We start from the raw sequence: 12,354 nt of genomic DNA on the forward strand, positions 1-12,354 counted from the left end.
GGCCGATTCCATGGGTCTGAGCCTGATGCTCTATGGCTGGGTGGCGCGGCTTGCCCGGCCGCTGGTGCGGCGCAAGCTGGCGCGCCGCGCGGTGCATGAGCCCGGCTACGCGCAGATGGTGGAGCAGCGCTTTGGCGATTACGGCGATCTGCCGCGCTACCAGGCGCTGCCCGAGATGCCCTTGGTCTGGATCCATGCAGTATCGCTGGGTGAGACGCGGGCTGCTGCCATCCTGCTGCGCGAGCTGCGGCTGCAGATACCGGCTTTGCGCCTGCTGCTGACCAATGGCACGGCCACTGGCCGTGAAGAGGGGCAAAAGCTGCTGCTGCCTGGCGATATCCAGGTCTGGCAGCCCTGGGATGACCGCGCCAGTGTCAACGCCTTTCTGCGCCATTTCCGGCCCTCCATCGGCATCCTGATGGAGACGGAGATGTGGCCCGGCCTGGCCGCTGGCTGCCAGCGCGAGCGCGTGCCGCTGGTGCTGGCCAATGCCCGGCTCAATGAAAAATCCCTGCGTGGCGCCCAGCGCCTGGCCTGGCTGGCGCGCCCGGCCTACCAAAGCCTTCGCTCGGTGATCGCCCAGACGGAGGACGATGCCAGCCGCTTGCGTGCGGCCGGTGCTGAGGTGACGGCGGTGCTGGGCAATCTCAAATTTGATGTGGAGCCCGATGCGGCGCAGCTGGCCCAGGGCCAGGCCTGGCACCAGGCGGCGGGCAAGCCGGTGGTGATGCTGGCCAGCAGCCGCGAGGGCGAAGAGGCCCTGTGGTTGCAAGCGCTGGCGCAGCTGCGCAGCAGCAACCCGGACGCCGCAGCGAAGGTGCAATGGCTGCTGGTGCCGCGCCACCCGCAGCGCTTTGGCGAGATTGTGCAACTGCTGCAGGGCGCCGGTTTGCAGGTATCACGCCGCAGCCAATGGCAGGCTGGGCCCCAGCCCGCCGATGTATGGCTGGGCGACAGCATGGGCGAGATGCAGCTGTACTACGGCCTGGCCGATGTGGCCTTGCTAGGTGGCAGCTTTGCACCGCTGGGCGGCCAGAACCTGATCGAGGCGGCCGCTTGCGGCTGCCCGGTGGTGATGGGCCCGCACACCTTCAACTTTGCGCAGGCGGCCGACAGCAGCGTGCAGGCCGGTGCCGGACTGCGTGTGCCAGGCATGGACGAGGGCCTGCAGCAGGCGGTGGCCATTGCCACCGATATGGCCAGCCACAGCCGCATGCGCCGCGCGGCACTGCAGTTTGCCCAAACCCACCGGGGCGCCGCACAAGCCAGCGCGCAGTTGATTGCCACGGTGTTGGAATCCACCGAAGGCTTTGTCAATTCCAGCTTCGAAGCCTCGCTGTTCGACGAGGATCCTGCCTGAGGCTTACCTAGCGTTTAGAGCGGGTGGCAAAGGCCAGCACAAAGGTCAGCGCCAGGGTCGGCAGGGCCGATCCCGCTTGGGGCGCCCAGGCGGCCAGGCCGTGGTAGAGCGCAATGCCGCCCAGCCACAGCGCCAGGGGCAGCAGGTGCACGGCAGCCTGCGCGTTGCCAGGCTGGTAGCCACCCCAGGACAGGCGGCCCAGGATCACGCCAAACAGCGGCACAAAGACGGAGCTGAGGATCAGCAAGAACGGCTCCAGGCTGTGCATCGGCAGCACCATGGCCAGCGCGGTGCTGCACACCGCCATCGCAATGCCCCAGCCGCGCACACCCCAGCGCGGCAGCAGGCTGTGGGCCGATACCGCCCCCGAGTAGGCATCGCCATAGGCATTGTCCACCTCGTCCAGCAGCACCAGGGACAGCGCAATCAAACCGCCCTGGGCCAGCAGCAAGGCGGCAACCAGGTCGGTGCTGGGCAGCACCAGGGCCACCAGCACACCCAGTGCATAGCACCAGATATTGGCAATGCCAAAACCGATCCAGGTGCCGGCCATGGCACTGCGGCCATTGCGCCCGTAGCGGGCATAGTCGGCCACCAGCGGCAGCCAGGAGATGGGCATGGCCACCACCAGGTCGAGCGCCGGCATCACGCCCATGCCGCCGGCACCAGGGCGGCTCCACAGCGCGGGCAGGCCTTGCTGCAGCGCCATGCCCACAAACTGCCAGCTCAGCCACAGCAGCGACAGCACCACCAGCGGCAGCGCGACGCGCGAGATCAGCTGGCGCACCAGCCGCACCATGGAGCCGGTCATCAATGCCACCAGCAGGCCGCCCCAGAGCAGGGTGGCCAGCCAGGGCCAGTAGGCCGCCTGCATGCCGCCGGCCTGGCGGCCAATGGCCACCGTGGATTCACGCATCACTACCAGCTCAAACGCGCCCCAGCCCAGCAGCTGCACGATATTGAGCAGCACCGGCAGCTTGGCAAAGTGGCGGCCATAGACATGGTGGATCAGCCCGGCGCTGGACAGCCCGGTGTCGCAGCCGATCTTGCCCACCCAGGCCAGCAGACCAGCCCCGACCACCGAGCCACCCACAATCGCCATCAGCGCCTGTGGCGTGGACAGCGCAGGCATCAAATAGGCCCCCACCTGCATCACCAGCAGGCCCACCCCCAGGCTGAACCACAGCGAGGCCAGATGCCAGCCGTTGAAAACACGCTCCTGCTGAGCGACGGGATGGAGGGCGAAGTTGGAGGCGGAAGAAGCGTTGGCGGTCATGGCCTGTTATTTTTTGGAAGTGCTTGGAAATAGGGAGATGCGCAGTGCAACCCGGCGGCCATTGTGCCCAGCCAACATGCCCCTAAGGAGATGACTACAATCGCCACCGAGATGACGATACACACGGACCCTTCCACCTGGATGCGCGATGGCGTCAGCCCCAGCTGCGTGGTGCTGCCTTCGCGCGGCGAGGGGCTGCTGCTGGATTTTCTGGCCCAGCGCCTGCCCCTGGTCAGCGCTGCGCAGTGGCGGGAGCGCCTGCAGGCGGGCGATGTGGTCGATGGCCTGCGCCAGACCTTGGGGCCGGCGCAGGCCTTTGTGCCCGGCATGCGGGTGTACTACTGGCGCAAGGTCGAGCAGGAGCTGCCCATTCCTTTTGATGCCGATGTGCTGTACGAGGACGAGCGCCTGTTGCTGGTGGACAAACCGCATTTTCTGCCGGTGCTGCCAACCGGCAAGTATGTGCAGAACTCCTTGCTGGTGCGGCTGAAGAATGCGACCGGCAATGCCCAGCTCTCCCCACTGCACCGCATCGACCGCGACACCGCCGGGCTGCTGCTGCTGTCCAAGGATGCGGCCACGCGCGGCCAGTACCAGGCCTTGTTCCGCGACCGGGCCATGGACAAGAGCTATGAGGCGGTAGCGCCCTGGCGGGCGGACCTGGTGTTTCCGCGGGAGCACCGCAGCCGTATGGAAGAGAGCCAGCGCTTTTTTCTGATGCACGAGGTGCCAGGCGAGCCCAACAGCCACAGCCATATGGAGCTGCTGGAGCAGCAGGGCTCCTGGGCGCGCTATAAGCTCAAGCCCGTCAGCGGCAAGCGCCACCAGCTGCGTGTGCACATGGCCGCCTTGGGACTGCCGATCCGCAACGATGCCTTCTACCCCGAGGTCAATGACCCGCCCGAGGGTGACTTCTCGCGGCCCTTGCAGTTGCTGGCGCGGGAGCTGCGCTTTAACGACCCGGTGACGGGGCAGGCGCATGTGTTTCGCAGCCGGCGCCAGTTGCTGCCCTTGGCGGACTAGATAAAACAAAGCCGCCTGGAGGCGGCTTGGGGAAGGCCAGCGTGTGGCGCTTTAGCGGCTGAGCGTGCCCATGGCTTCGCCCAGTTGCACCGGCTTGGCCGCAGCCCAGTCTGCATGGAAGGCGCTCTTGCCTTCGGGCAGCAGCAGCACAATGGTCGAGCCCAGCAAAAAGCGGCCCATCTCATCGCCTTGCTCCAGCACGATCGGCTGGGTCTGGTAATCCCAGGTCCGAATCTTGCGCGTACGCGGAGGGTTGACCTGGCCGTGCCAGGTCGTGGACATGCTGCCGACAATGGTCGCGCCCACCAGCACCATCACGACGGGGCCAATGCGCGATTCAAACACGCAGACCACGCGCTCATTGCGTGCAAAAAGGCCGGGCACGCCACGCGCGGTCAGCGGGTTGACGGAGAACAGATCACCGGGCACATAGACCATCTTTTGCAGCTTGGCGCGCAAGGGCATGTGGATGCGGTGGTAGTCGCGCGGGCTCAGGTAGATGGTGGCGAACTGGCCGTTGTTGAACTGCGCGGCCAGCTGCGCATCACCGCCCAGCAAGGCGGTGGTGCTGTAGCTGTGGCCCTTGGCCTGGAAGATCTGGTCCTGCGCAATCGCGCCACACTGGCTGATGGCGCCGTCGACCGGACAGACCAGGTCGGCTTGGGCCATCGGGCGCACGCCTGCGCGCAGCTCGCGGGTGAAGAAGTCGTTGAAGCTCTTGTACTGCGCAATATCGGGCTGCGCTGCTTCATCCATGTTGACCTGGTACTTGCCGACAAACCAGCGGATGAAGCTGGTGGTTGCGCCGCCCAGTTCCGCCGACGCCAATGTGCCGGCCAGCGCGGTCATCCATTTCTTGGGCAGCAAGTATTGGGGCAAAACAGCAATTCGATCGCGCATGGTCAGGGCCGTCACAGTAAACCGCCGATTCTATCGACACTGTGTCGTGCCCATGACAAATTGCGTTGTGAAATGCAGCTTTTGTCGGTCATGTGCTGACAATTTGTCGCCAAATGCCTGGTCGGCGATGCCGCTGCTGCCAGCAGGGGTGACAGCAGCGGCTGGGCTTGTAGTCCACGGCCTGATTATGATGACGGACCTCCAACCAGCATCTCGTTTTCTGTTTCGCCATGTCTTCTGCACGCCCCCCATCCCAACCCAACTCTGCACCAGGCACGGCCCGCCGCCGCGCGCGGCTGCAGCTGTGGTTGCGCAACTTTCTGCCGTCGGCTGCGCATGTCAATGGGCTGGAGCTGGCGCGCATGGTCGTGGGCGCGATCGTGGTGCTCTGGCTCACCGGCATGGCCAGCCAGACCTGGGGCCAGCATGACCATAGCCCCTGGCTGTTTGCCGCGATGGGGGCCAGCGCCATGCTGCTGATCGGCACGCCGTCCAGCCCGATGGCGCAACCCTGGCCGGTGATTGGCGGCTCCCTGCTGTCAGCGCTGGCGGGCTGGGTAGCGGTGCTGGTGTTTCCCGATCCGTTGCTGGCCGCTGCGGTGGCGGTGGGCCTGGCCATCATGGTGATGGTGGTGCTGCGCTGTCTGCACCCGCCCGGCGCTGCGCTGGCGATGTGGATGGCCATCCAGGGCTGGCACGATGTGTCGATCCTGCTCAACCCGGTGGCGATGAACCTGGTCATTCTGGTGCTGCTGGCCACCGCCTACAACCGCATGACGGGCAAGCGCTACCCCGCACCCCAGCACAGCCAGAAGGCGCAGGCGGCGCAAGCCTCGCGCGAATCCAGCGCACGCATTGAGGGCAGCGATCTGGACGACGCGCTGGAGCACTTCAATGGCGTGCTCGATGTCAGCCGTGCCGATCTGGAAGCGCTGCTGCAGGGCGCAAGCCAGGCCGCCTTCAAGCGCACCCTGGGCAATGTGCGCTGCGAGGATGTGATGTCCCATCCGGTGCATGCCATGCGGCCGGAGAGCAGCATCAAGGATGCCTGGAGCCTCATGCAGCAGTACCGGGTCAAGGCCTTGCCTGTGGTTGATGACGCGCAGCTGGTGGTGGGCATCATCACCTCCACCGATCTGCTCAACCATGCGCTGACTGCCACCCCTACTGCGCTCAGCAGCAAGCTCAAGCACTGGGTGCTGCGCAAGAAGGATCCCGGCCAGCTGGTGGGCGACCTGATGACGGCCGAGGTCTCCAAGGTGGGCAGCTATGACCGCATGGTCGACCTGATCGCGATCTTCTCGCGCGCCAAACTGCACCATGTGCCTGTCGTCAATCGGCAGGGCAAGCTGGTCGGCATCATCTCCCAGACCGATCTGATGCGCGAGATGGCAGCGGCGCTGTCGCTGCCGCGTGAGGATGGCTGAGCGGGCGGCTTGACGATCGCCAGGAATGAAGAAAGCCCTGCAGTAACGATACTGCAGGGCTTTGTTCTTCAGGATGCCTGACCTTATCCTGGGGCCAGGAACCCGCTGCAGAACCCTCGCCCAAGGCTGGGGGTGCAGGGGCCCCGCTACCTTCGCAGCACCAGCCAACTGAAAGCGCCCAGCGACAGCAGCGAGTAAATCAGCCCCGGCGCCGCAGCGGTCAGCATCGGGTGCCAGTTCTGCAGATTGCCGGCAAAGCCAAACACATTGTTCAGCAGGAAAAAGCTGATACCGGCCATCACGCCGCCAAACACATAGCCGGTGATGCCGCCGGAGCGGAAGTGCAGGTAGGCGAAGGGCAGGGCGAGCACGACCATCACCAGGCAGCTGATGGGGTAAAACACCTTGCGCCAGAGCTCGATCTCATAGCGCTGCGCACTCTGACCGTTGGCCTGCAAATGGCTTACATAGAGGAAGAGGTCGTAGGTGCTCATCTGGTCGGGCTTGAGCACGGCGGCAGCTACCATGCTGCTGGTCACGGCGGTCGGCCAGTCCAGGGTCTCCAGGTTCTTGACTTCGACACGGGCCTGGCGCTGGTCGCCCAGGTCGTAGCGCTGTTCCTGGATGTGGTGCAGGTGCCAGACGCCATTGCCAAACTTGCCGCCAGCGGCGGTCAGCTGCATCTGGATGCGGCCCTGGTCATCGAAGTTGTAGACCCGCACGCGCTGAAGATCGCCTTCGGGCGAGATGGCGCGCACATTGATGGCGGCCATGCCGTCTTCGCGCTTCTCGCGCAGCCAGGCGCCGGTGCGGCCGGTGCTCAGCTGGCCAAAGCGCTGTGCGCGCACCAGCTGGCTGGCCTGCTCGCCGGCAGGGGCCACATAGTCGCCAATCGCAAAGGTCAGCACCACAAAGGCCAGGCCAATGCTCAGCAGGCTGCCCAGCGCCTGCCAGGGGCCCAGGCCGCTGGTGCGCAGGATGGTGAACTCGGAGGTCTGCGCCATGCGCGCCATCACAAAGATGGTGCCGATCAGCACGGTGATGGGCAGCAGCTCGTAGATGTGGTTGGGGAGGTTGAGCGCCACGCTCAGCAGCGCATCTTTGAGCTCATAGGTGCCGGTGCCGATCCAGCGGAACTCGTCCACCAGGTCGAAGAAGAAGAACAGCGCCAGGAAGGCGAGGGTGACAAAGCCGACGGTCACGGCGATGTCACGGTAGATCATTTTGCGGAAGGTCTTCATGCGCGGCTCCCCAGGCGGCGTACCCATTGCAGCAGCGAGAACTGCTGGTTGCGGCTGAGCAGCAAGGTCCAGGCGAGCAGGGCTGTCAGGCCATGGATGAGAACAAAGGAGAGCGGCAGCGAGGCTTTGCCCGAAGACACCCAGTTCTGGGCAAAGGTCATGAGGTTGTAGTAAACGATAAAGGCAAACAGCGCAAACACCAGGCTGCTGCTGCGGCCCGCACGGGGGTTGACGCTGGCCATGGCCAGGCCCAGCACCACAAAGTTGATCGCGGCAATCGCCAGGCCCAGGCGGTAGCCCAGCTCGCCGAGCAGGCGTGGCTCCTGGCTGGCCATCAGCTGGCGCGTGGGGATGTTCTTCACCGCGCCCATGTCATTGGGGTCGATGGTGGCAGCACTGCCGATGCGGGTGCCGTATTCCTTGAAGTCGCTGACCTTCAGACCGGGGTTGTCCTTGGTTTTCTCGACGCGCTGGCCATCGTTGAGCACGGCAACGCGGGCGTTCTCCTGCACTTCCAGGTGTGCGCTCTTGGCGGTCGTCACGGTGTCTTTCTTGTCTTCATTGGTAACGATGAAGACATTGCTCGCTTCCAGCTCTGAGTTGCGGTCGCGGTCGATGAAGAACACGCGCGAGCCGTCGGACGATTCCTGGAATTCCCCTGGCGCAATGCGGTCGACGTCGCCGCGCTGTTCATATTGGGCACGAAGCTGCACAATCTGCTGGTTGGCCCAGGGCCAGACCAGCAAGGCCAGCACGGCAATGACGACCATGATGGGCCAGGAAAAGCGCATCAGCGGGCGCAGAAAGCTCAGCAGGCTTTGACCGCTGCTGAACCACACGGCCATTTCGCTGTCGCGGTACATGCGCGACAAAGTCGCCACCACGGCAATGAAAAGGCAGAGGCTCAAAATGGTGGGCAGCTGGCCCAGCACGGTGTAACCCATCACCAGCAACACATCGGAAGGGTTGACGCTGCCACGCGAGGCCTGGCCCAGCACTTTGATGAGCATCATGGTCATCACCACAGTCACCAGCACCACCAAGGTGGCACCAAAGCTGCGGGATAGCTCTTTACGGATCGAGGAATCGAATAACATTGGCGAGAAGGAAAGCACCGATTATGAACTTTGAACTCAAAACTCTGGATTTGGCTTCGGCCGCCTTGCAGTCTGGCGACCTGCTGATCGTGTTGGTGGCTGACAAGCAGCCCAAAACCAGTGATGCATTGTCCACCCTGATTGCGCACGCGCAGAAAAATGGTGATTTTGAGGCAAAAACCGGCAAGTTGCTGGCAATGTATGCGGTGCCCGCCATTGAAGCCCGGCATTTGTTGCTGCTGGGCATTGGCGATGGCTCGCCCCAGGCTGTGCGCCAGGCGCTGGCGGGCGTGGCTGGCCCGCTGACGCGTGAAGGCACCGAGCGCGTGACCGTGGTCAGCGCCCAACCGCTGGCAGGCGGTGCACTGCATGCGCTGCTGCAATGCCTGGCCGACAGCGCCTACCTGTACCGCACCACCAAGCCATCGGCCAAGGCCGTGGCGCTCAAGTCCGTGGTGCTGGGTGCGCCCAATGCCGCAGAGCTGGAGCAGGCGTTTGAAGTGGCAAAGGCCACCGCCCATGGTGTGGCCTTTGCCCGCGAATGGGCCAACCGCCCCGCCAACCATGCCACGCCCAAGCTGCTGGCCGATGCGGCTGAATCGCTGGCCGAAGAGCACAAGCGCATCAAGTGCAAGATCCACAAGCCCGAAGACGTCGCCAAGCTGGGCATGGGCGCCTTCATCGCCGTGGCCCAGGGCTCCAAGGAGCCGCTGCGCTTTATCGAGCTTCACTACCAAGGCGCCGACAAGGACAGCCAACCGGTGGTGCTGGTGGGCAAGGGCATCACCTTTGACACCGGCGGCATCTCCATCAAGCCAGCTGGCGACATGGATGAGATGAAGTACGACATGGGTGGCGCTGCCAGCGTGCTGGGCACCTTCCGTGCGCTGGCGGAGCTGAAGCCTGAGATCAACGTGGTCGGCCTGATCCCCGCCTGCGAAAACATGCCCGATGGCGGCGCGGTCAAGCCCGGTGACGTGGTCACCAGCATGAGCGGCCAGACCATTGAAATCCTGAACACCGACGCCGAAGGCCGCCTGGTGCTCTGCGATGCGCTGACCTATGCCGAGCGCTTCTCGCCCAGCGCCGTGGTCGATATCGCCACCTTGACCGGTGCCTGCGTGATTGCGCTGGGCGCGCAGCGCAGCGGCCTGTTTTCGAACAACGACGCACTGGCCCAGGCCTTGCAGGCTGCGGGCGAGCAGGCGCAAGACGCTTGCTGGCGCATGCCGCTGGACGACGAATACGCCGAAGGCCTGAAGACCAACTTTGCCGATGTGGCCAATGTGGGCGGTCGCCCGGCAGGCGCCATCACGGCGGCCAAGTTTCTGCAGCGCTTTGTGGGCAGCATGGCCTGGGCGCACCTGGACATCGCCGGCACCGCCTGGCGCAGCGGCGCCAAGAAGGGCGCCACCGGCCGCCCTGTGGGCCTGCTGCTGCAGTACCTGCTGAGCAGCGCCCAGGGCGCAGCACCTGCCGAACAGGCCAAGACGGTCAAGCCCGCCAAGGCCAGCAAGGCCGACAAGCCTGCAGCAGCGGCCAAGCCGGGCAAGGCGGCAGTCAATGTGGACGGCGCTGACAAGGCGGACGCCCAGTAAGCACAGCCTGCCTTATGACGACCCCCACGACGGTAGCCTTTCACTTCAACGCGCCCAGCAAGCTGGCCTATGCCTGCAAGCTGGCGCGCAAGCTCCAGCGCATGGATATTCCGCTGGTGGTGCTCGGCGAGCCGGCCATGGTGGCCCAACTCGACGAGGCCCTGTGGTCCTTTGGCGGTGCCAGCCAGTTTCTGGCCCACTGCCGGGGGGACGCAGCGCCCGAGGTGCTGCAGCGCTCGCCCACGGTGCTGCTGAGCGAACTGGCCGGCAGCCTGCCGCATACGCGGGTGCTGCTGAACCTGGGCGCGGAGATGCCCGCCGATGTCACCCGCTTCGAGCGGGTGATTGAAGTGGTCAGCGCCGATGACGAGCAGGACCGGCAGCAGGCCAGGGCGCGCTGGCGCGCCTATGCCGCCATGGGTTATGACATCGAGCGCCGCGATCTGGTGATGAAGTCGGAGGACTGAGCCATGGCCGAGTCCAGAATCCCCCCCAAGTTTGTGCCCACCTTGACCGAGGAAGCCGCACAGGACGCCGCTGACGCACTGCCCCATGTGGTGCCCGGCGGCGCCGCTGCTGCAGCGCCTGACAGCACACCGCCTGGCGTCGATGTGCTGCGCCGGCGCCGCGATGTGGATGTGCCGGCCTCGGGTGCCTGGGCCCAACCGGCCGCCGATATTGCCGACCTGCCCACCTACAGCGGTTGGGCGCAGCAGGCCGATGCAGCACTGCCCCTGGGCAGCGGCGCGCAATCCTTTGCCGCGCCCACTCCGCCGGTGTTGGAGGGCAACAGCCTGCCCAGCCTGGTGCAGGGCGCAGGCCAGCCGGCCGCGTTGCCACCGGCTGGCGCTGGTGCGGTGGTGGATGACAGCGACGGCGAGGGCCAGCCCGGCCTGGTGCAAAACGCGATGGGCGGCGAGGGCATGGCCGTGTCAGATGCGACCAGCCACCTGGTGGAATCTGCCGCCGAGACGGCACAGGCACTGGAAGACGCGATCACTCGGCGCGTCACCCGCCGTGTGCAGGAGACCTTGGACACGCGCCTGTCGGCGGCCGTGCTGAAGGTGGTGGAGCAGCAGACGGCCTTGCTGCAATCCTCGCTGCAGCTGGAGATTGACACCACCATCCGCGAGGCAGTGGCCGATGCGGTGGCCCGCATTCTGCGCGAGACCCAGAACCCGCCACGCTAGCGTCCATCAGTTCATCTGCTTTTTGATGACAAAAAAGACCTACTGAAATAACCGGCGGTTGTAAAGAACTAAAATTTCGTTCTTTGCTGCTGGCTGTCGCATCGCTTACAGTACGGCTATTCACGGTTTTTCGAGCGCCCGCTGCACGCTGCAGGGCGCTTTCTTTATTCCAATGATTGAACTACGGGGTATCACCCAAACCTACCCGGGCAAAAACGGCCCGGTCCAAGCACTGCGCGGTGTCGATCTGAGCATTGCCGCTGGTGAAGTGTTTGGCATCATCGGACGCAGCGGTGCGGGCAAGAGCTCGCTGGTGCGCAATATCAACCTGCTCAACCGCCCAACCACGGGCCAGGTGGTGGTCAATGGCAAGGAATTGACCGCCATGGACGATGCGCAGCTGCGCAGCGCGCGCCGTGAGATTGGCATGGTGTTCCAGCACTTCAACCTGCTGTCCTCGCGCACGGTGTTTGACAACGCCGCGCTGCCGCTGGAGCTGGCCGGCATGAGCAAGGCCGCCATCAAGAAGCGCGTCGACCCCTTGCTGGACCTGGTGGGTCTGGCTGCGCTGAGCGACCGCTACCCCGCGCAATTGTCGGGCGGCCAGAAGCAGCGCGTGGGCATTGCCCGTGCACTGACCAGCGAGCCCAAGGTGCTGCTGAGCGACGAGGCCACCTCGGCGCTCGACCCCGAAACCACCCGCTCCGTGCTGGCCTTGCTCAAGCAGATCAACAAGGACATGGGCCTGACCGTGGTGCTGATCACCCACCAGATGCAGGTGGTCAAACAGATCGCCGACCGCGTGGCGGTGATGGAGGCCGGCAAGGTGGTGGAGATGGGCTCGGTCATCGACGTTTTCACCCGTCCCCAGCAACCCATCACCAAGAGCCTGATCGACGAGATCGTGCCCCAGGAGCTGCCAGCCAGCGTGATTGACCGGGTGCGCAGCCTCAATGGCGCGCTGTCCAGTGGCCAGGGCAAACTGCTGCGCCTGTCCTATGCCGGCAACCTGGCCTACCAGCCCATCCTCTCGCGCCTGATCCGTGACTTTGGCCTGGATGTGAGCATCCTCAATGGCCAGGTCGATGAGATCCAGGACCAGACCTTCGGCTTTCTGGCGGTCTACGCCAGCGGCGATCTGGCCCAGCTCAATGCGGCTGTGGAAGCGCTGCGCGCCTCGGGCGTGATGGTGCAGGAAGTCAATACCGAGGCCTCGGCCGCCTAACACCCGCAAAGAGGTCA

Annotated in this window: 11 protein-coding genes; 7 read left to right on the top strand and 4 right to left on the bottom strand. The window is 64.9% G+C overall.

Annotated features, from left to right (window positions below; translation table 11 throughout):
- Nucleotides 1-10 precede the first annotated feature (10 nt).
- Nucleotides 11-1,360 (top strand): 3-deoxy-D-manno-octulosonic acid transferase, encoded by a 1,350-nt coding sequence (locus EDF71_RS07810; RefSeq protein ID WP_133856026.1) that lies wholly within the window; start codon nucleotides 11-13, stop codon nucleotides 1,358-1,360.
- Between the two features lie 7 nt (nucleotides 1,361-1,367).
- Here the strand turns inward: EDF71_RS07810 and EDF71_RS07815 are convergent, their stop codons facing one another.
- A complete protein-coding gene (locus tag EDF71_RS07815; RefSeq protein ID WP_133856027.1) occupies nucleotides 1,368-2,636 on the bottom strand; it encodes a cytosine permease in 1,269 nt (422 codons plus the stop codon).
- A 111-nt stretch (nucleotides 2,637-2,747) separates the two neighbouring features.
- Between EDF71_RS07815 and EDF71_RS07820 the strand changes: the two genes are divergently transcribed.
- On the top strand, nucleotides 2,748-3,659 hold the full coding sequence (locus tag EDF71_RS07820) for a pseudouridine synthase (protein ID WP_243854218.1): 912 nt from the start codon (nucleotides 2,748-2,750) through the stop codon (nucleotides 3,657-3,659).
- 51 nt (nucleotides 3,660-3,710) lie between these two features.
- Here the strand turns inward: EDF71_RS07820 and asd are convergent, their stop codons facing one another.
- Nucleotides 3,711-4,559, bottom strand: coding sequence for an archaetidylserine decarboxylase (gene asd, locus EDF71_RS07825; protein WP_133856028.1), 849 nt, complete (start codon nucleotides 4,557-4,559; stop codon nucleotides 3,711-3,713).
- Nucleotides 4,560-4,789: 230 nt separating this feature from the next.
- On the opposite strand from asd, the gene EDF71_RS07830 reads away from it, so the two are divergent.
- Complete coding sequence (locus EDF71_RS07830) at nucleotides 4,790-5,986, top strand: HPP family protein (protein ID WP_133856029.1); 1,197 nt, start codon at nucleotides 4,790-4,792, stop codon at nucleotides 5,984-5,986.
- A 146-nt stretch (nucleotides 5,987-6,132) separates the two neighbouring features.
- Here EDF71_RS07830 and lptG read toward each other — a convergent pair whose 3' ends face one another.
- A complete protein-coding gene (lptG, locus tag EDF71_RS07835) occupies nucleotides 6,133-7,227 on the bottom strand; it encodes an LPS export ABC transporter permease LptG (protein ID WP_133856030.1) in 1,095 nt (364 codons plus the stop codon).
- Complete coding sequence (gene lptF, locus EDF71_RS07840) at nucleotides 7,224-8,324, bottom strand: LPS export ABC transporter permease LptF (RefSeq protein WP_133856031.1); 1,101 nt, start codon at nucleotides 8,322-8,324, stop codon at nucleotides 7,224-7,226. The genes lptG and lptF overlap by 4 nt, the downstream gene beginning before the upstream one ends.
- Before the next feature lie 23 nt (nucleotides 8,325-8,347).
- Here lptF and EDF71_RS07845 point away from each other — a divergent pair, with 23 nt between their 5' ends.
- The 4 genes from EDF71_RS07845 (at nucleotide 8,348) to EDF71_RS07860 (ending at nucleotide 12,337) form a co-directional block, all read left to right on the top strand.
- On the top strand, nucleotides 8,348-9,922 hold the full coding sequence (locus tag EDF71_RS07845) for a leucyl aminopeptidase (RefSeq protein ID WP_133856032.1): 1,575 nt from the start codon (nucleotides 8,348-8,350) through the stop codon (nucleotides 9,920-9,922).
- A gap of 14 nt (nucleotides 9,923-9,936) precedes the next feature.
- A complete protein-coding gene (locus EDF71_RS07850) occupies nucleotides 9,937-10,389 on the top strand; it encodes a DNA polymerase III subunit chi (RefSeq protein WP_133856033.1) in 453 nt (150 codons plus the stop codon).
- A gap of 3 nt (nucleotides 10,390-10,392) precedes the next feature.
- Nucleotides 10,393-11,112, top strand: a complete 720-nt coding sequence (locus EDF71_RS07855; protein ID WP_133856034.1) for a hypothetical protein — start codon at nucleotides 10,393-10,395, stop codon at nucleotides 11,110-11,112.
- A 172-nt stretch (nucleotides 11,113-11,284) separates the two neighbouring features.
- Nucleotides 11,285-12,337 (top strand): methionine ABC transporter ATP-binding protein, encoded by a 1,053-nt coding sequence (locus EDF71_RS07860; RefSeq protein ID WP_133856035.1) that lies wholly within the window; start codon nucleotides 11,285-11,287, stop codon nucleotides 12,335-12,337.
- The last annotated feature ends 17 nt before the right edge of the window (nucleotides 12,338-12,354 follow it).

Origin of the sequence: Comamonas sp. JUb58, from assembly GCF_004364775.1 — a bacterium.
Lineage (GTDB): Bacteria > Pseudomonadota > Gammaproteobacteria > Burkholderiales > Burkholderiaceae_C > Comamonas.